This window comes from Akkermansia biwaensis (assembly GCF_026072915.1).
Lineage (GTDB): Bacteria > Verrucomicrobiota > Verrucomicrobiia > Verrucomicrobiales > Akkermansiaceae > Akkermansia > Akkermansia biwaensis.
Genome location: NZ_AP025943.1, coordinates 456,055 through 475,120, shown reverse-complemented (window position 1 = coordinate 475,120; position 19,066 = coordinate 456,055). Strand labels below are relative to the sequence as shown.

The 19,066-nt window shown below is 56.1% G+C and carries 13 protein-coding genes and 2 tRNA genes; 14 read left to right on the top strand and 1 reads right to left on the bottom strand.

Annotation, left to right across the window (positions count from 1 at the left end):
• The first annotated feature begins 113 nt into the window (after positions 1-113).
• The 5 genes from OQH67_RS01915 (at position 114) to OQH67_RS01895 (ending at position 9,197) form a co-directional block, all read left to right on the top strand.
• On the top strand, positions 114-2,108 hold the full coding sequence (locus OQH67_RS01915) for a glycosyltransferase (protein ID WP_215435265.1): 1,995 nt from the start codon (positions 114-116) through the stop codon (positions 2,106-2,108).
• Positions 2,109-2,365: 257 nt separating this feature from the next.
• The gene (gene dnaK, locus OQH67_RS01910) at positions 2,366-4,294 is read left to right on the top strand and encodes a molecular chaperone DnaK (protein WP_067951974.1); all 1,929 of its coding nucleotides are present in this window, start codon (positions 2,366-2,368) and stop codon (positions 4,292-4,294) included.
• 90 nt (positions 4,295-4,384) lie between these two features.
• Positions 4,385-4,675 carry a co-chaperone GroES gene (gene groES, locus OQH67_RS01905; protein WP_067571201.1) on the top strand — a complete coding sequence of 97 codons (291 nt, stop codon included), beginning with the start codon at positions 4,385-4,387 and terminating at the stop codon, positions 4,673-4,675.
• Between the two features lie 40 nt (positions 4,676-4,715).
• On the top strand, positions 4,716-6,371 hold the full coding sequence (gene groL, locus OQH67_RS01900; protein WP_265145702.1) for a chaperonin GroEL: 1,656 nt from the start codon (positions 4,716-4,718) through the stop codon (positions 6,369-6,371).
• A gap of 594 nt (positions 6,372-6,965) precedes the next feature.
• Positions 6,966-9,197: an inorganic phosphate transporter gene (locus OQH67_RS01895; protein ID WP_215435266.1), complete on the top strand. Its 2,232-nt coding sequence runs from the start codon at positions 6,966-6,968 to the stop codon at positions 9,195-9,197.
• 155 nt (positions 9,198-9,352) lie between these two features.
• Here the strand turns inward: OQH67_RS01895 and OQH67_RS01890 are convergent.
• Positions 9,353-9,426 (bottom strand) — tRNA-Gly (locus OQH67_RS01890).
• A 144-nt stretch (positions 9,427-9,570) separates the two neighbouring features.
• Between OQH67_RS01890 and OQH67_RS01885 the strand changes: the two genes are divergently transcribed.
• The 9 genes from OQH67_RS01885 (at position 9,571) to OQH67_RS01845 (ending at position 18,927) form a co-directional block, all read left to right on the top strand.
• Positions 9,571-9,644, top strand: a tRNA-Gly gene (locus OQH67_RS01885).
• A gap of 190 nt (positions 9,645-9,834) precedes the next feature.
• Positions 9,835-10,353: a hypothetical protein gene (locus OQH67_RS01880; protein ID WP_215435267.1), complete on the top strand. Its 519-nt coding sequence runs from the start codon at positions 9,835-9,837 to the stop codon at positions 10,351-10,353.
• A gap of 32 nt (positions 10,354-10,385) precedes the next feature.
• A complete protein-coding gene (locus OQH67_RS01875) occupies positions 10,386-11,594 on the top strand; it encodes an outer membrane beta-barrel protein (protein WP_215435268.1) in 1,209 nt (402 codons plus the stop codon).
• 91 nt (positions 11,595-11,685) lie between these two features.
• Complete coding sequence (locus tag OQH67_RS01870; RefSeq protein ID WP_215435269.1) at positions 11,686-13,896, top strand: polysaccharide biosynthesis tyrosine autokinase; 2,211 nt, start codon at positions 11,686-11,688, stop codon at positions 13,894-13,896.
• A gap of 11 nt (positions 13,897-13,907) precedes the next feature.
• Positions 13,908-14,513, top strand: coding sequence for a polysaccharide biosynthesis/export family protein (locus tag OQH67_RS01865; RefSeq protein ID WP_215435270.1), 606 nt, complete (start codon positions 13,908-13,910; stop codon positions 14,511-14,513).
• Positions 14,514-15,094: 581 nt separating this feature from the next.
• Positions 15,095-15,628, top strand: coding sequence for a MerR family transcriptional regulator (locus tag OQH67_RS01860; protein WP_215435271.1), 534 nt, complete (start codon positions 15,095-15,097; stop codon positions 15,626-15,628).
• Between the two features lie 65 nt (positions 15,629-15,693).
• Complete coding sequence (ruvA, locus tag OQH67_RS01855; RefSeq protein WP_215435272.1) at positions 15,694-16,287, top strand: Holliday junction branch migration protein RuvA; 594 nt, start codon at positions 15,694-15,696, stop codon at positions 16,285-16,287.
• Positions 16,288-16,510: 223 nt separating this feature from the next.
• Complete coding sequence (gene gap / locus OQH67_RS01850; protein WP_067571221.1) at positions 16,511-17,539, top strand: type I glyceraldehyde-3-phosphate dehydrogenase; 1,029 nt, start codon at positions 16,511-16,513, stop codon at positions 17,537-17,539.
• 170 nt (positions 17,540-17,709) lie between these two features.
• Positions 17,710-18,927, top strand: a complete 1,218-nt coding sequence (locus OQH67_RS01845) for a phosphoglycerate kinase (protein WP_215435273.1) — start codon at positions 17,710-17,712, stop codon at positions 18,925-18,927.
• Positions 18,928-19,066: the final 139 nt, after the last annotated feature.

The window sequence follows — 19,066 nt, the reverse complement described above, 5'->3', positions numbered from 1 at the left end:
GTCATCAGGTGGTTTTTCAGTCCGGCGGCCACGCCGGCTAACGATGGCCGGTGACAATTTTGTTGCGCTGCCCGGCTTGTTTGACCAGATGCTCCGGTTCATGGTACCGGGGCATGAGAATTGATTTAGTGACGGATACCTATGCGCCGGACGTGAATGGCGTGGCCATGACTCTTGGCCGTCTGGTGCAGGGACTTAAGGCCCGGGGCCATTTGGTGCATGTTTTGAGGGCATCCGAACGTGGGGGCGTATGCGTGCCGGGCGAAACAGCCATGCCGTCCCTGTCTCTTCCCATTTACCATGAAGTGAAGATAGGGCTGCCTTCCGTGGACAGGTTCCGTTCCCGGTGGATGAGGAAGAGGCCGGACGTGGTGTACATCGCTACGGAAAGCCCCATGGGCGCATCTGCGGCCAAGGCGGCGCGGGCGCTGGAGATTCCCGTGGTGATGGGGTTCCACACCAATTTCCACCAGTATATGAAGAATTACAATTTTTCAGGGCTGGAGAATGCCGCCGTGAATTATTTGCGCAAATTGCACAATCAGGCCAGATTGACCGTAGTACCTACGGAAGAAATGTTCATTTCCCTGAGCGAGCTTGGTTTTGAGAGGCTGGCCGTCATGGGGCGCGGTGTGGATGTCGTTTTGTTTGATCCCGGAAAAAGGGATGTTTCCCTGCGTCAGTCCTGGGGCGTCTGGCGGGATGAAGTCGTATTTGGAGTGGTGGGGCGCCTGGCCCGGGAAAAGAACCTGATTACGGTTCTGAGCCTTTATACCCGTCTGCAGCGGGAGTTCCCGGATTGCGGCATGAAAATGGTTGTGGTGGGTGACGGGCCCATGATGAGCGGCTTGCGCAGCGAGTTTCCGGACGCCGTGTTTTGCGGCGCCCGCAGCGGGGAGGACTTGGCACGTCATTATGCGGGAATGGATGTGCTATTGTTCGCCAGTGAGACGGAAACCTTCGGCAACGTGCTTCTGGAAGGGATGGCCAGCGGGCTGGCAACGGTGAGCTACCGTTATGCCGCGTCCGCAGACGTGGTGCTCAACGGTGTGAACGGCCTGCAGGCGGAGAAGGGGGATATAGAGGGCTTTTATGCGGCCATGTGCCGGCTGCTTCAGGATGCGGAGCTGGTCCGCAGGCTGGGAGAACAGGGGCGGCAGACCGTCCGTTTCAGAACCTGGGACGCCGTCTGCGACCGGTTTGAGGAAATTCTTGCTTCCGTAGCCTGTGAGGAGAACGGCGCGGGATGCGCGCGTTCCCCATGCGGTGCGGTGCTGGAGTGCCGTACGGTGTTTCTTTCCGATATTCACCTGGGGACCAAGGATTCCAAGGCGGACGAATGCCGCAGGTTCCTGAAGCATATCCGGGCGGAAAAGATCGTGCTGGTGGGGGACATTGTGGATGCTTGGGCTCTTTCCCGCGGCAGCCGCTGGCGCAGGCGGCATACGCGTTTTATCCGCACTCTGTTGAAGAAGATGGAACAGGAGGACGTGGAAGTACTGTACCTGCGCGGGAATCACGACGACGTTCTGGAGCGGTTTCTTCCCTTCGCCCTGGGGCGGCTGCACATCGCCAAGGAATATGTTCACGGGGCGGCGGACGGCCGCCGTTACCTGTGCGTGCACGGCGACGGGTTTGACGCCATTTCCACCAATCACCGGTGGCTGGCGGTGCTCGGCTCCCTGGGCTACGACGTGCTGCTGATGGTCAACCGTCTGTACAACAGGTACCGTGTCTGGTGCGGCAAGGAGTATTATTCCGTTTCCCGCGCCATCAAGGGAAAGGTGAAATCCGCCGTCAATTTCATCGGCAAGTATGAGGAACAGCTTCAGAATCTGGCGGTCAAAAGACAGTGCGAAGGGATCATCGCCGGGCATGTGCACCATCCGGCGGACGCCATGGTGGGGGATATACGCTATCTGAATTGCGGAGACTGGGTGGAAACCATGAGTGCGGTGGTGGAATATGCCGACGGCCGGATGGAAACGCTGCTTTACAAGGATTTCATGAAACGCCTGGCCTATGGGGAGTGCTGCGGTTCCGGGACCACTGGAAAAAACGCGGAGCCGGAAGCCGCCGCACGTGTCCCGGCAGATGGGACAAAGTGACCAGGTGAGACATTTTGTCACTATTTTGGTGTGACAAAATGTCTCTTTTGGATGCGCCAGGAAAATTAGTGGAGAAGTTGTAAAATCCATTCATTTTTGATATACAGAGGATTATTATGTTTATGCCCTATTTGAACGGGGCTGGCATGGCATTTGCACCAAGTAGGGCATGAACATGAGTTTGCCTGTATGACACTTCAGGTCATAGGGAGATCAAATCTCAACGGAATCCATTCAAAACAATCTAACATAACGATATGGCTAAAATATTAGGAATTGACTTGGGCACGACCAACTCGTGCATGGCTGTGATGGAAGGCGGTCAGGCGACCGTTCTTGAAAACAGCGAAGGTGCGCGCACCACTCCCTCCATTGTGGCCTTCACCAAAAGCGGTGAACGTCTCGTGGGGCAGGCCGCCAAACGCCAGGCGGTGACCAATCCGAAGAACACCGTGTTTTCCTCCAAGCGCCTGATCGGCCGCAAGTACAGCGAGCTGACGGACGAGGATAAAAAGGTTCCTTATGAAATCGTGGAAGCTCCCAACGGGGACGCTTACATCCGCGTGGAAGTGGGCGGTGAAAAGAAGACTTTCTCACCCCAGGAAATCGCTTCCATGGTGCTGGCCAAGCTGAAATCCGACGCTGAATCGAAACTGGGCGAAACCATCACGGAAGCCGTGATTACCGTTCCCGCCTATTTCAACGACGCCCAGCGCAACGCGACCAAGGCCGCCGGTGAAATCGCCGGCCTGAAAGTGCGCCGCATCATCAACGAACCGACCGCTGCGGCCCTGGCCTACGGCCTGGACAAGAAGTCCAATGAAAACATCGCCGTTTATGACCTTGGCGGCGGCACCTTCGATATTTCCGTGCTGGAAATCGGCGACGGCGTCTTCGAAGTAAAAGCTTCCGACGGCGACACCCACCTGGGCGGCGACGACTGGGACAACGCGATCATTTCCTGGATCATGGATGAGTTCAAGAAGGATTCCGGCATGGACCTTTCCAATCAGCCGGACGCCATCCAGCGCATCAAGGAAGAAGCCGAAAAGGCCAAGATTGCCCTTTCCTCCACACAGAGTTACGATATCAGCCTGCCGTTCATCACGGCGGACGCTTCCGGCCCCAAGCATATTCAGCTGACGCTGAGCCGTCCCAAGCTGGAACAGCTTACGGAAGACCTGCTGGACCGCACCCGCAAGCCCGTGTTGGACTGCATTTCCGCCTCCGGCCTGAAAACCGGCGACATTGACGAACTGGTGCTGGTGGGCGGCATGACCCGCATGCCTGCCGTTCAGGAAATGGCCCATACGCTGGCCGGCAAGGAACCCCACAAGGGCGTGAACCCGGACGAAGTAGTGGCCGTGGGCGCCGCTATTCAGGGCGGCGTGCTTCAGGGCGACGTGAACGACGTTCTGCTGCTGGACGTGACTCCCCTGACGCTGTCCATTGAAACGATGGGCGGCATCGCCACTCCGATGATCGACCGCAATACGACCATCCCCGTGCGCAAGAGCCAAGTGTTCTCCACCGCCGCGGACAACCAGCCCGCCGTGGATATCCGCGTGTGCCAGGGCGAACGCAAGATGTTTGAGGACAACAAGCTTCTCGGCAACTTCAAGCTGGACGGCATTTCCCCGGCTCCCCGCGGCGTGCCTCAGATTGAAGTCACCTTCGACATTGACGCCAACGGCATTCTGCACGTTTCCGCCAAGGATAAGGGTACCGGCAAGGAACAGAAGATTTCCATTCAGGGTTCCAGCGGCCTGTCCAAGGATGAAATCGAACGCGCCAAGCGCGATGCGGAAGCCCATGCGGAAGAAGACAAGAAGCGCGCCGAAGAGATTGACACCGTCAACCAGGCCGACTCCCTCTGCTTCTCCGTGGAACGCCAGCTCAAGGACATGGGCGACAAGCTGCCCGCGGACCTCAAGAGCGACATCGAAGGCAAGGTGGCCAAGTTGAAGGAAGCCATTTCCAGGAAGGACTATGAGGCTATCAAGTCCGGCAAGAGCGACCTGGAAGCCAAACTGGAAGCCCTTTACAAGGCAGCGGAAGCCGCCCAGCAGTCCGCCGGTGCGTCCGGCCCCATGCCGGGAGCCGCTCCTGAGGAAGAAGCTTCCGACGGCCCCCGCAAGGCGAAAGGCCGCGTGGTGGACGCCGAAATCGTCGACGACGACAAATAAACCTTTTCCGGAGGGCGGGGGAAACCTTCCTCCTCCCTCCGGAACATTACATCCATATATTCATCTACAATAAAACAAACACAACATACTATGGCTAACATCAAACCCCTCGGACAACGTGTGCTGGTCAAGCGCATTGAAGCTGAAACCAAAACCGCCGGCGGCCTGTTCCTGCCGGACACCGCCAAGGAAAAACCGCAGGAAGCGGAAGTGATCTCCGTAGGCACCGGAGGCCGCGACGACAAGGGTGCCCTGATCGAATTCACCGTCAAGCCCGGCGACCGGGTTCTCATTTCCAAGTACGGCGGTACGGAAATCAAGCTGGACGGAGAAGATTATCTGATCCTGTCTGAAAACGACATTCTGGCCATCATCGGCTAAACCAACCTTATTTATTCACACACATCTTTAAAAACCTGATATTATGGCTAAACAAATCCAATTTGATGAAACCGCTCGCCAGGCGCTGCTCCGCGGCGTGGAACAGATCGCCAAGGCTGTTAAAAGCACGCTGGGTCCTGCCGGCCGCAACGTGGTGATCGACAAGAAATTCGGCTCCCCCCTCATCACCAAGGACGGTGTGACCGTGGCCAAGGAAATCGAACTGGAAGACCCGTTTGAAAACATGGGCGCCCAGCTTGTCCGCGAAGTCTCCTCCAAGACCAACGACGTGGCCGGCGACGGCACCACCACCGCCACCGTACTGGCTGAAAGCATTTACCGCGAAGGCCTGCGCAACGTCACAGCCGGCGCCAACCCGATCTCCCTGCAGAGGGGCATCATGAAAGCCTCCGACGCCGTGGTGGAAGAACTCAAGAAGATCAGCAAGCCCGTTGACTCCAGCAAGGAAGTGGCCCAGGTCGCTACCGTTTCCGCCAACTGGGACGACGAAATCGGCAACATCATTGCCGAAGCCATGGACAAGGTGGGCAAGGACGGCACCATCACCGTGGAAGAAGCCAAGGGCATCGAAACCACGCTGGATGTGGTGGAAGGCATGCAGTTTGACAAGGGCTACCTGTCCCCCTACTTCGTGACCAACGCGGAAACGATGGAAGCGGTGCTGGAAAACCCCTACATCCTGATTCACGAGAAGAAGATCAACAACCTGAAGGATTTCCTTCCGCTGCTTGAAAAAGTGGCCAAGAGCGGCCGTCCCTTCCTGGTCATCGCTGAAGACATTGAAGGCGAAGCCCTCGCCACCCTCGTGGTCAACCGCCTGCGCGGCGTGCTGAACATCTGCGCCGTGAAAGCCCCCGGCTTTGGCGACCGCCGCAAGGCCATGATGGAAGACATTGCCATCCTGACGGGCGGCAAATGCATCACGGAAGACCTCGGCATCAAGCTGGAAAACGTGGGTATTGAAGACCTCGGCCAGGCCAAGCGCGTCACCGTCTCCAAGGATGAAACCGTCATCGTGGAAGGCGCCGGGAAGTCCGCGGACATTGAAGCCCGCATTTCCCAGATCCGCCACCAGATCAAGGACACCACGTCCGACTACGACCGTGAAAAACTCCAGGAACGCCTGGCCAAGCTGGCCGGCGGCGTGGCCGTCATCCATGTGGGTGCCGCTACGGAAACGGAAATGAAGGAAAAGAAGGCCCGTGTGGACGACGCCCTGCATGCGACCCGTGCGGCCGTGGAAGAAGGCATCGTGCCCGGCGGCGGCGTGGCCCTGATCCGCGCCCAGAAGGCCATTGACAGCCTGAAGCTGGAAGGAGACGAACACACCGGCGCGGAAATCGTGTACCGTGCGGTGGAAGCTCCGCTCCGCCAGCTTGCCTGCAATGCCGGCCGCGAAGACGCCCTCATCGTCGCCAAGGTGAAAGGCATGAAGAAGGCTGCCGAAGGCTACAATGTGGCCACGGACAAGTACGAAGACCTGCTTTCCGCCGGTGTGGTGGACCCGACGAAGGTGACCCGTTCCGCCCTGCAGAACGCGGCTTCCATCGCCGGCCTCCTGCTTACCACGGAATGTGTCATTGCCGACAAGCCCGAGAAGAAGGGCTGCGGATGTGGCAGCGGCGCTCCCGACATGGGCGGCATGGGAGGAATGGGCGGCATGGGCATGATGTAAGCCCTCCCCGTTTCTTCGGGACAATGCGACGAATCATTCAGGCTCTCCGGTTTTTCCGGAGAGCCTTTTTATTTGGAAAAGAAATGGTCTTCCGGGCTGGCGCGGCGACCGCCTCTTTCCAGTTGACCGGAAGAGACTGCTGTTTTCCGGACCTTCCGCTGTTTGCCGACTCATGCCGGATGAAGATCAGGAGGAGACGGACATCGGAACTATTCCCAACAGGAAGGGAGAGGAAGCAGGACGGCAACGCTTTTTTCCTTTACATGAAAAAAATATACCTCCATGACGTTCCACCGCAGGCTGACGATTTGAAGAAGGAAATGGTTGATGACTGTGAGGTCCGGGGGGCTGCGTAGAGTGCTGCCCCATGTGGGGGACAAGCTCCCACGTATCGGCATCAATTTCTCCCGGCAGAGGGAGAAAAAGCCCCCAGGACAGCAGAAAAGGAGGGCAAGATTTCATCAGGGGAGGGAACGAACCCGTTCACGTTGCACGGCCATGAGGCGGCTTTACGGCAAATGTGACGAATTCTTCACGCTTTAAAACGGGAGTACCGGAAAGGGTTCAGGTAATAGAAGGCCGTTTATTACACATATGGACCCTATCTATTACTTCATCATAGGCTTGCTGCTGGTACTCTCCTGCTTTGACCTCGTGGTTGGCGTCTCGAATGACGCCGCCAACTTCCTGAACTCCGCTGTCGGTTCCAAGGCTGCTCCTCGCCGGACTATTATTCTGGTGGCCGCTCTGGGTATTATCATTGGCTCCCTGTTTTCCAGCGGCATGATGGAAATTGCCAGGAGCGGGGTATTCATGCCAGCCCAATTCACCTTCCATGACATCATGCTGATCTTTTTGGCGGTGATGTTGACGGACGTGATCCTTTTGGATGTGTTCAACACTTTCGGCCTTCCCACGTCCACGACGGTTTCCATTGTATTTGAATTGCTGGGGGGCGCGGTGGCCGTGGCGCTGTTCAAAATCTGGTCCGGAGAACCCGGCGTGGCGCAGGACCTGGCCAGCTATATCAACTCCTCCAAAGCTTTGGCGATCATTTCCGGCATCTTCTCCTCCGTCTTTGTGGCGTTCATCTGCGGTATATCGGTCATGTGGATTTCCCGCCTCATCTTCTCCTTCAACTACAGGAAATCCTTCAAGTATCTGGGCGCCGTCTGGTGCGGCGTAGCCCTGACGGCCATCACCTACTTTGCCGTATTCAAGGGGCTGAAAGGCAGCACGCTGGTCACGAAGGACATGATCCGCCACCTGGACGCGCACATCTGGCTGTACGTATGCTACAGCTTTGTTTTCTGGACCGTTCTGATGGCCGTACTCCAGAATGTTTGCAAAGTCAATATCCTGAAGATAGCGGTGCTTGCCGGTACAATGGCCCTGGCCCTCTCCTTTGCCGGGAATGACCTCGTTAACTTCATTGGCGTCTTCATGGCTGGGCAGTCCTCCATGGAAATCGCTTCAGCCGCCGTGGCGCAGGGCATGGACCTTTCCACACTGACCATGGGCGGCCTGACGGCTCCCGTGACGGCGGACTGGCGTTACCTGCTGGGTGCTGGCCTCATCATGGTGCTGGCCCTGATGTTCTCCAAAAAGGCGCGGACCGTGACGGATACGGAAGTCAACCTGGCCCGGCAGGGCGGGGGAGTGGAAAGATTCGGTTCCGTTCCTCCGGCGCGGATGATGGTTCGCTATGCGTTGAACGCTTCCCGCGTGGTGGAAAAAATCATGCCCGCAAGCGTGGGCAGATTTATTGAAAAACGGTTCCAGCCCGTTTCGGAAGGGCCGGACAACGGAGCCTCCTTTGACCTGATCCGTGCGTCCGTGAACCTGACCGTGGCCGCCCTTCTGATCTCCCTGGCCACCTCGCTCAAGCTTCCCCTCTCCACCACATATGTCACCTTCATGGTGGCCATGGGTTCCTCCCTGGCGGACAAGGCCTGGGGGAGGGATAGCGCCGTGTACCGCATCACCGGGGTGATCACGGTTATTTCCGGCTGGTTCTTTACGGCGTTTGCCGCATTTGCCATGTGCTGCATGGTGGCGGCCTGTATTGTGTACGGCGGCGTCTTCGGAATCATCACCATGTGCGTTCTAGCGGCATACCTGCTGCTGAAAAGCGCCCGCCTGCACAGAAAGCGCACGCAGGCGGCGGAATTGGTGAAAGGCAGGAATTATGCAGACGCTTCCTCCCTGAGCCGTTATAACGAGGAAATCATTGAGCTGATGAAGCGCATGGCGGAAATCTATGAGATGAATCTGGAAGCCCTGAACGTGGAAGACCGGAAACGGTTGAAAAAACTCCGCAAGGAATCTCGCGGGATCCGTCGTTCCCTGGGCGACAAGATGGCGATGGAAGTCATGCCCGTGGTCCAGGAATTGCGGGACGGGGAGGCGGACCGCGGCAAGCGCCATGTGCAGATGGTGGAATACGCCACCTCCGTCTTTGAATCCCTCTCCAACATCACTACGGCCAGCCATGCCTACATTGACAATAACCATGAGGGACTGGACATGGAATACATAGAAGACTTGCGGAAAATGAATAACCGGGTTTCCTCCCTGTATCCCCGCTTCCGGGACATGATGGAGACCAATGATTACAGCGGTTTGGACGAATGCCTGGACGGCATTGATGCCCTGGACGAAGAATTCGCGGAAGCGGTCAAACGGCAGATCATACTGCGTACGGAGAATGTTTCCGACATGAGAAGAACCCTGCTGTATCTCAATCTTCTCAATGAAACCCGCACCATGATCCGCAAGGTGCTCCTTCTTGCGAAGGTTCAGAAGAAGTTCGTACTGGGTTGCTGACGGCCTCTCCGCATGCCATTCCGGCGGTGGTTTTCCATCCCAGAACGGTATGCGGATTTTTCTGCCGTTCCGCTTGTAAATTCCCTCTGTTCCGCGCTTTCAAGAAAACAAAAGCCGCAAGCAATGATGGACAAAAACTTGCGGCATGAAAAGTTTGGTACGGGCGATGGGAATCGAACCCACGTCTCAAGCTTGGGAAGCTCGCGTCCTACCATTGAACGACGCCCGCACAATATGCGCGGCGTTTATTTACCGGGTGAAGCGGGGAATGTCAAGGCAACAGAATAAACTGCGTCTTATTTTTTTAAATTTGATTCCTCAATGAAAAAAAACTTGTCTTATCTCCGACTCCTGAACATAATGCGGGCGTTGTGCGGGTATAGCTTAATGGTAAAGCTCCAGCCTTCCAAGCTGATCATACGGGTTCGATTCCCGTTACCCGCTCCATTTTTTAACCACCTGCTACAATATTCTTCCAATGAAGGCCAGGTCCATTACGAAGACGGCACTTTCCGTGCTGGTACTTGCATTTGCGGGCACACTTTCCGGTGTGGCTCAGCAAGCTGCTTCTCCGTCAGCCGCTCCGGCTGTTGATCATGTTAAGGCCTCTGCGGCTGAAAAGGTTTTTATCCAGAAGATGGCTGCTACCGTTGAAGCGGGTCGCAGGTCCGGAGCCCTGGATATGAAGGCTGTATCCGCCGTGCTGGACAGCGCTGTCAAGGCAGGTGTGTCCGACGCAGTCATGGCACAGATGGTTTCCATGGCAGCCGGAGCTTTTCCGGTTAATGCCCCCCAGGTGGCTTCCGCTGCCGTCAGGAGCTATGGAACCAAGGTTACGGAAGCCAATGTGCGCAATATCGTATCTGCCGCCGTTTCCGTGCAGCCCAAGCCTTACGCTTCCGTTTCTCCGATTTGTGCAGCGGTGACTAGGGCTCTCGGTCATTCCCCCGTGGCGATGACGGTGCCTTCCATAGCTGTAGAAGTGGCCGCCAAGACTCCCGACAATCCCTTGCAGGGTTTAACTACGCAGACGCACGGACTTATTGTGAATCCCGGTGAAGACGCCTCCGCCGGCGCTCTTGTCATGCCCGGCGGTATTCCCGTGGGCGGCACGCCTACGAGTCCTGCCCCCGTATCCAATCCTTCCGGCAACTAAATAACTCCTATACCTAAAACGGATTAAAATTTATGAAGAGTCTTTTTATCTCTCTGCTCGCTTCCGGCCTGGTTGGAGCTCACGCTTACGGGCAGTCCCTGTACACGCTTGCCGGTCCTGTAGGGCTGGAAGAATCCCTTCCCCTGAAATGGACGTTCAACGTAGCCGGCGGCTATGATGATAACGTGAATGCTACCAACTCCAATCAGCAGGAAAGCGCATTCATCAGCACGGACATTGGCGCCTCCCTCGCCAATTATGATGCCGTTACCCAGTATGCCTTCTCTGCCAAGCTCGGCGGCATTTTCTACTTGAAAGACCTGGAAGGCGATACGAATGAATCTCTTTCCAACTCCACGCTGAACGCCAGCCTTTCCCACAGTTTTGACCAGACGTTGCGTTACAACGGCAGCCTTTCCTTTGCCTGGCAGCCGGAACCCAACTACTCAAACGGCATCGCCAACTCCCGGCGTGACGGCGACTACATTTACGTGTATGTTTCCAGTTCCCTGAGCAAAGCATGGACCACCCGTTATTCCACGACGGTAGGCGCCAGCTACTCCATGATCGATTATCAGGAAGATTCCGCCAAAACTGATAACCGTCAGTACTTCAACCTGAATCTGAATAATCGGTACAAATGGACGGAACGCCTGGCTTTGTCCATTAACTGGAATGGTTCCTACTGTGACCGCGAATACGGCAATAACGAATTCTCCAACTTCGTCATGGCCGGCGCCGAATATGCCGTAGCTCAGAACACTTCCGCCACGCTGCGTGTCGGTCCCCAGTTCAAGCACGTGGACAATTACGGCACCAAGACCTACCCGTCAGCGGAATTTGGCCTGAACCATCGCATGAGTGACCGTTTCTCTTTGGGCATGTTCGTTCGCTACTCCAACGAAGCAACGAACACCTACGTTCCCCAAACGGGCGCCAGCTACTACTCCAACGAGACGTGGCGCGTTGGTCTGACCAGCACGATGAAGGTGACGCACCGGGTCAGCCTGAATGCCGGCGTGAACCTGATCTCCAGCGATTATTCCCGCCCGAGTTCCTCGAGTACTGATACGAAAACGCTGACGTTCAACGCGACGGCCGGTGTCAAGATGATGCTGACCAACGTGCTGGCCCTTACGGCCCAGTATTCCTATACGAATGGCTCCTACAGCGGATATAACTTCCCCATGCCGAGCTATAACCGGAATGTGTTTTCCTTCGGAATGAATTACAGCTTCTAAGCTTGATTGACAATTAATGTTTCTACTCCTCTAATTGCGAATGTTCATTCACAATTAGAGGAGTTTTATCTTACTACCGCACCGTCTCTTCATGAATGCCCCAGATCAGCAGAATGGCGATCCTATCGTACGCAATATTGATTATATACAAGTTCTGAAAAACCGCTGGAAAGAAGTCTTTCTTGTTTTCATGCTGGTTCTGGTCATTTCCCTGGTGGTGACGCTTCTGATGCCTCCTTCGTTCCGTGCGACGAGCAAGTTTCAGATCAAGCGTCCCAGGCCAGTGATGGGGATCGGTACGGGAGAGGATGTCGTGGCATCGTCCAATATCACGGACAACTACATCCCCATGCAGTATTCGGTGCTGACTTCGTCCGAAGTGCTGAAAGTGGTATCCAAAAAACTGAATCTGGCTGCGGAATGGGGCATGACGGATGATTTGGCTGCTACCAACCTGGCTGGAATGATCAAGGTATCCCCCCTCCGTGCAACGGACTTGGTGGATGTCATTGTCTCCGGGCCTGACCCCAAACTGGTTCAGAACATTGCCAAGGCAGTCCCGGAGGCGTACAAGCAGGACCGTGAAATGCGTGAAAACCGGTTGGTGGAAACGGCTATCAAGAGCCTTCAGGACGTTCTCCGGGAACAGGAGGACATTGTCAATGACAAGATGATGGCTCTCAAGAAGTTGATTGCGGAAAACGATTATTTGCCCTCCACCATGTACAGGAGTGGGGATAACCGCTCCGTGATGACCGGAGCCATGGAAGACGAGGATTTCCGGAATTCCAAGGCACAGCTCATGAAATTTGAGAAGGATGAGCAGGAACTGGCCGCCTATGTTGCGGAAGTCCAGCGTCTTCCGGACGACAAGCTGATGGATTATGTCACCAACTCCGATCTTTTGAATGCGGAAATTCTGGCGGCGGACTCCCTGCGCAAAACCTATCAGGAGTACATGGAGAAGGATAAGGAGAGGGAAAATCTCAAGGCCCAGAACCTGGGCCCCAAGCATCCCAAGATGGTGGCTCTCCAGGAAACGGCGAACATCTTGAAGGAAAAGCTGAACAAGGAACTTGTGGGCCTGCGCTCCTCTTTGAGAAGCAAGCTGGAAATGGTTACGGCAAGCCGTGTGAAGTGGGCGAAGATTGTAGCTCAAAAGGAAGAGGATCTCCGGAGACATGTGATGAAGATGCCCGTTTATGAACAGACCAGCCGCGAGTATGATACGGCCCTGGATCAGCTCAAAACCCTGGATGCACGCTACAAGGATGAAATCGCCCGTCTGCGTGTTCCCCGTGAATCGATTGAGATGTATGATAATCCCCTGTTGCCTACGGCTCCCTACAAGCCGGATGTAACGCTGAACCTGGCGGTGGGCGCCGTTGCCGGTTTGCTGCTGGGCATGGGCCTGGCTCTTCTGCTGGAATTCATGGATACTTCCGTCAAGACCATGGAGGATGTGGAACGGGCTCTGCAAGTGCCTGTTCTGGGTATCATTCCCAAAAACGTTCCCATCCTGCATTCCGCCGGTTCTCTGGGGCCGGATGCGGAAGCCTACCGTATTTTGCGGACGAATATAGAATTCAACAAGAAGGGGCTTGAGGAAATTTCCCTGACCTTTGTTTCCGGCAGTGCCGGGGAAGGCAAGACCACGACGTTGTGCAACCTGGCCTACATCTGCGCCCAGGGGGGGTATGCCACCTTGATGATTGATGCGGACCTTCGCCGCTCCAAGTTGCACAGATACTATGAACTGGACAATGAAGCAGGGCTGACGTCCTATCTGCTGGAAGACTATCCGCTGGAGGAAGTGATCTTCCAGACGCCTGTGGAAAACCTGTACGTCATGCCCGCGGGGCCGGTTCCTTTTGACCCCTCGGGCGCCTTGAACTCACGCAAGTTCAGCGAACTGCTCCAGGAGGTGAAGCAGCGCTTCGATATCGTGCTGGTGGACTCCCCGCCCATCCTCGGCGTCAGTGACTCGGCCGTGATTGTGAGCGAGGTGGACATGACCCTGATGGTTGTCCAGCCGCGCAAGCTTCCGTTGAAGGCCCTGCTGAGGCAGAAGCAGGTCATTGAATCCGTCGGCGGCAATCTGGCGGGCGTGGTGATGAATAATGTGGACATTACTTCCGATCACCAGTATCAATATTACACAACCTACTACTCCTATTATTCTGCGGAAAGCGGCGCTTCCGGCGGGAACGCCGACGCTTCTTCCCTGAAGAAGGCCGAGCGTTCCGGCAAAGCCAAGGAATTGGCGGCTACGCAGTCCAATGATAATGAGGATCTGTATTAAGAGATAGTGCCATGAAAAAGTATCTGTATTCCATTGTTTGCCTCATCCTGGCTGCGGGAGGGCTTGCGTTCTCGCAGTCCCCGGATGCCGTGCCCGCGCACGGAACCATTGAAATTCAGGTACGCGGCATCCCTGCCGACGACGCTGCCGCCATCTCCGGACAATATTTGCTGGATGGCAATGGAACCATCCGCATGCCCCAGCTTCCCGCCGGGCAGGATGTGCTGCGGGTAGTTGGCCGGACGGCGCGGCAGATTGAGGACATGCTTGCCGCTGCCTACAAGAAGGCGGAACTGTACACTTCTCCCACCTTTTTAGTGAAAGTACAGAGTTCCGACGTGCAGCTCACCCAGCATATCGTTCTGGTGAGCGGAAACGTAGCCATGAAAAAGAACGTTCCATGGCGGCGCGGCATGACGCTGCTGGAAGCGATCGTCGGAGCCGGGGACGTGACGGAATGGGGATCCCGGTATGTCCAGGTGACGCGCGGCGGGAAGACCGTTACGTATGATTATTATTCCACCAGGGACAGGGCCATACCCATCCAGCCCAATGACCGTGTTTTTGTTCCGCAGCGCGGCATGTTTGAAACGCGGCCTTCCAAGCTTCTTCCCTGAAGAGTGGAACATGATTTTTCCTACCCGGCTTTCCGTGGGAAGCCGGGTTTCTTATTGTTCGTTCCGGGTACAAATGGGCTGTTAGTTATTGTCCGGTTTTTTACTTGGGCTCTTTTCCGTAAAAGAGTTTTGAGCCTGTAATGTTGGAGCCGTCCGCCGGCGACTTCCGGTTTCCCTGTTTTGAGGTAAGGGGCTTGTTGAACCCGGAAAATACGGAGGTTTGAAGAATTGAGGAAGGCTTTTCCTCTTCCGGTAGTTGAATGGAATATTTTCTCTTATTCATGTAATTGATCATGAGTTATTTGTAATAAGGGGAAAGAGCCCGGGGGCAATTCGCGCATCCAACAGATTTTTTGATGATCTAATTGTTGATGTTAGGCCCTTTTGAAGTAATTGTATAATGTAGGAACAGGCATATATTGCGATGAAATGAGTTCAGTATAAGGACGAACAACAGAAAAACAAAGAAATTTGTTGATTGTTTTTGGGCTCAGTGCATTTTTGGTATTTTCAAAAATGTTATAGTTTCATGCAGAACGCCTGTATGAAATCCTGTGTTATCAAAGTGAATTCACATTGCCATGATTTATCGTTTCAAAAAGACATTCATCGGAGTAGGAGGGCGGGAATATATCAATAATCCCAAACTGAGTTTTCCTGAACATGTAAAAATCCGCCGCAAGGGAACGGATCCCAAATCCGGGCAGCCTTATGCCAGCGCGTCCGGCGCGTTCATGGAAACATCTTCCATAGCGGCGCGGCTGCGCTGCAGTCCTTCCGCCGCCCGGCAATATCTGCACCGTCATGGAGTACGCTTCCGCGTAGTCCGCAAAAGTACGGGTTCTCTCACACTCTGCTGGCGCCGTCTGGACGTGGAGCGGCTCCTGACCGCGCGGGAGCCGGTCTGCCGCCGTGCTCCGCTGCATTATGTGAATATGGAAGAGGCCGTCCGCTATCTGGGCGTGGTCAGAAGCTACGTTTACAGGCTGGTTAAAAAAGGGCTGCTGCGCGAATACAGGTGCCGCATCAAGACGGCCCGCGGATTCCGCGTACGGTGTTTCTACCACCGGGAAGATCTGGAGCATATCAAGCTTCACGTTCTCCACAAGAGATAGCGGACCGTACCCGGAAGGATGCGTTTTTGACTTGTCCGCCGCCGGGATTGTGTCACGTTATAGGCATGATAGCTTTTTTGCGCGGTACGGTAGCGGAGTCATACCCCCAGCGGCTGATTCTGGATGTTCACGGCGTGGGGTACGAGGTGATCGTGCCCCTCTCCACGTTTGACAGGCTGAATCCCCTGCCGGGCAGGGAGCTGACGCTGAAAACCTACCTGCACGTACGGGAAAACATGCAGGTGCTGTACGGGTTTGCCACCGATGCGGAACGGGACATCTTCCTGCTGCTGATCGACCGGGTTTCCGGAATCGGCCCCGCTACGGCCATTGCCATTCTGGGGTCCTTGTCCGTGGAACAGTTCAAGCAGGCCGTGGTGAGCGGAGACGTATCCGGCATCGCCAGGGCCAAGGGAGTGGGCAAAAAAACGGCGGAACGCATTGTCCTTGAACTGAAGGACAAGGTGGGGCTAGCCGCCACCTGGGAGGCCCAGGCCCAGGGCTCCACCTCCCAGGCGGCGGGGGATGCGGAACTGGCGCTGATTGCGCTGGGCTTCAAGCAGGTGGAATCACGCAAGGCCATTGCCGCCCACTTGAAAGAGAATCCGGACGCCGACGCGGACGAGTTGATCCGCGCCGCCCTGCGCTCCATGAACTGACCATTCCGCTGTGAGGGTGGAGACCGTGCAAGTTTTTGACAGCCATGCAGGAGCATGGCTGTTGCATTGGTGCCTTCCTGCGGGGCGGAGGGCCGGGGCATACTGCCATGATGGGGGAACAATAGTGTTGACGCCCGGCGGAATCGTTTCTAAACTTGCCCCGTCCATGGTACTTGAATAGGTCCGGGACTTGTAATTAATCAAATCTGAAGCCCTCAATCTTATGGCCAAATATGCTATTAACGGTTTTGGACGTATTGGTCGCAACGTGTTGCGCGCCATGTCCAAGGAAGAACGCAACAAGGTTGTTGCCATCAACGACCTGACCCCCATCGAAATGATCGCCCACCTGCTCAAGTATGACTCCACGCAGGGCAAGTTTGACGGCGAAGTTTCCATCGACGGCGAGTATCTGGTCATCGACGGTCACAAGATCCTCATCACGGTGGAACGCGATCCCGCCAACCTTCCCTGGAAGGACCTGGGCGTGGACGTCGTTCTGGAATCTACCGGCCTGTTCACCAAGCGTGACGCCGCCCAGAAGCACATTGACGCTGGCGCCAAGAAGGTGCTCATTTCCGCTCCCGCCACGGATCCGGACCTGACTTTCTGCCTGGGCATCAACGACAGCGAATACGATCCCGCCAAGCACAACATCGTTTCCAACGCTTCCTGCACCACCAACTGCCTTTCCCCGATGGTGAAGGTGCTGAACGACAAGTTCGGCATTGAAAAGGGCATGATGAGCACCATTCACTCCTACACGAATGACCAGCGCATTCTGGACCTGCCGCACAAGGATCCCCGCCGCGCCCGCGCCGCCGCGATCAACATCATCCCGACGACCACTGGCGCTGCCAAGGCCATCGGAGAAGTGATTCCCGAACTCAAGGGAGCCCTGAACGGCGCTTCCTTCCGCGTACCCACCCCGACCGGTTCCCTGACCGACTTTGTGGCCATCCTCAAGAAGAATGTGACCGTGGAAGAAGTGAACGCCGCCATGAAGGAAGCCGCTGAAGGTCCGCTGAAAGGCATTCTGGCTTACTCCGAAGAAGACCTGGTGCTTCAGGACATCGTTTCCGACCCCCACTCCTGCATCTTTGACTCCGGCTTTACCTACGTGGTCGGCGGCAACCTGGTGAAGGTCTGCGGCTGGTACGACAACGAATGGGGCTACTCCAACCGCGCCGCCGAAGCCATGAAGAAGCTGGGCGACAGCGTGAGCTCCTGCGGCTGCAGCTGCGGCAAGTAAGTTCATTCCTGAACAACGCTTGCTCTTCAGTAGTCACAAGACATTCTTTCCAGCCGCCTGAAACAGATTTCCGGTTCATGAACCGGGTTGGTGCGGGCGGCCGGGATTTTCCGGGAGGGCAGAAATGCCCTCCCTTTTTTATTCCATTGAACCAAACAACATAAACTGATATGGCTAAACTCACTGTTCGTGATCTTGACGTCAAGGGCAAGGAAGTCCTGATGCGCGTTGACTTCAACGTACCCCTCAAGGATGGGGAAATTACCAACGACGCCCGCATTGTGGCCGCCCTTCCCACCATCAAGTTCCTGCTTGACGGCGGCGCCCGTCTCGTCCTCTGCTCCCACCTGGGCCGTCCCAAGAATGAACCCGATCCCGCTTTTTCCCTGAAGCCCGTGGCCGTTCGCCTTTCCGAACTGCTCGGCAAGGAAGTGAAATTCGTTCCCGCCGCCATCGGCCCGGAAGCTGAAGCCGCCCGCGCCTCCATGAAGGACGGCGACGTGGTCCTGCTGGAAAACGTCCGCTTCTATCCCGGTGAAAAAAGAAACGACCCGGAATTCGCCAAGGCTCTGCTGGGCAACGCCACTCTGTTCGTGAACGACGCGTTCGGCACCGCCCACCGCGCCCATGCTTCCACGGAAGGCGTTACCCATTTTGCGGAAAAGAGCGCCATGGGCTTCCTGATCGAGCGCGAGCTGGAATACCTGGAAGGCAAGCTGGAAAACCCGGAAAAACCCTTTGTGGTGATCATGGGCGGCGCCAAGGTGTCCGACAAGATCGAAGTACTTTCCAAGCTGATGGAAAAGGCTGACACGTTCCTGATCGGCGGAGCCATGGCCAACACGTTCCTGGCTGCCGAAGGTTATGACCTGGGCGCTTCCAAGATCGAAGGCGACAAGCTGGACCTGGCCCGCGAAATCCTGGCGAACGCCAAGGCCAAGGGTGTCAAGTTCGTGCTTCCGGCCGACGTTCGCGTGACCATGAAGTTTGAGGACGGTGCGGAAACGTTCTGCACGGCTCCCTTCGCGGAAGGCGGCAAGGTGCCGGAAGGCGGCATGGCCATCGACATCGGCGACAAGGCCATTGAAGAATTCTCCGCCATCATCAAGGATGCCAAGACTGTTCTGTGGAACGGCCCGATGGGCGTCTTTGAAATGGACTGTTTTGCCAAGGGCACCAAGGAAATTGCGGAAGCCCTGGCCGATTCCTCCGCCATCTCCATCGTGGGCGGCGGTGACTCCGTAACGGCAGCCAAGAAATTCAAGGTTCAGGACAAGCTTTCCTTCTGCTCCACAGGCGGCGGCGCCTCCCTGGAACTCCTGGAAGGCAAGGTGCTGCCCGGCGTGGGCGCCCTGTCCGACAAATGCTGCTGCTGCAAACAGAAGTAAACCGTCATGTGACGGCCGGCTTCCGGGGCGTCAGCCCTGGGCGGCTTGATTCTTCATCCTCCGTTCCCTTGCGGGAGCGGGGGATTTTTTGTGGCCTCCCGGTGTTCCGCAGTGCCTGTCCTGGCGGGATGGGGAGATG

Bases quoted from the DNA above. Each gene is read 5' to 3' on its own strand.
- OQH67_RS01875 (WP_215435268.1), top strand. From the start codon at position 10,386: ATGAAGAGTCTTTTTATCTCTCTGCTCGCTTCCGGCCTGGTTGGAGCT.
- OQH67_RS01865 (WP_215435270.1), top strand. From the start codon at position 13,908: ATGAAAAAGTATCTGTATTCCATTGTTTGCCTCATCCTGGCTGCGGGA.
- OQH67_RS01845 (WP_215435273.1), top strand. From the start codon at position 17,710: ATGGCTAAACTCACTGTTCGTGATCTTGACGTCAAGGGCAAGGAAGTC.
- OQH67_RS01880 (WP_215435267.1), top strand. From the start codon at position 9,835: ATGGCTGCTACCGTTGAAGCGGGTCGCAGGTCCGGAGCCCTGGATATG.
- OQH67_RS01860 (WP_215435271.1), top strand. From the start codon at position 15,095: ATGATTTATCGTTTCAAAAAGACATTCATCGGAGTAGGAGGGCGGGAA.
- OQH67_RS01915 (WP_215435265.1), top strand. From the start codon at position 114: ATGAGAATTGATTTAGTGACGGATACCTATGCGCCGGACGTGAATGGC.
- ruvA (WP_215435272.1), top strand. From the start codon at position 15,694: ATGATAGCTTTTTTGCGCGGTACGGTAGCGGAGTCATACCCCCAGCGG.
- dnaK (WP_067951974.1), top strand. From the start codon at position 2,366: ATGGCTAAAATATTAGGAATTGACTTGGGCACGACCAACTCGTGCATG.
- OQH67_RS01870 (WP_215435269.1), top strand. From the start codon at position 11,686: ATGAATGCCCCAGATCAGCAGAATGGCGATCCTATCGTACGCAATATT.
- groES (WP_067571201.1), top strand. From the start codon at position 4,385: ATGGCTAACATCAAACCCCTCGGACAACGTGTGCTGGTCAAGCGCATT.
- OQH67_RS01895 (WP_215435266.1), top strand. From the start codon at position 6,966: ATGGACCCTATCTATTACTTCATCATAGGCTTGCTGCTGGTACTCTCC.
- gap (WP_067571221.1), top strand. From the start codon at position 16,511: ATGGCCAAATATGCTATTAACGGTTTTGGACGTATTGGTCGCAACGTG.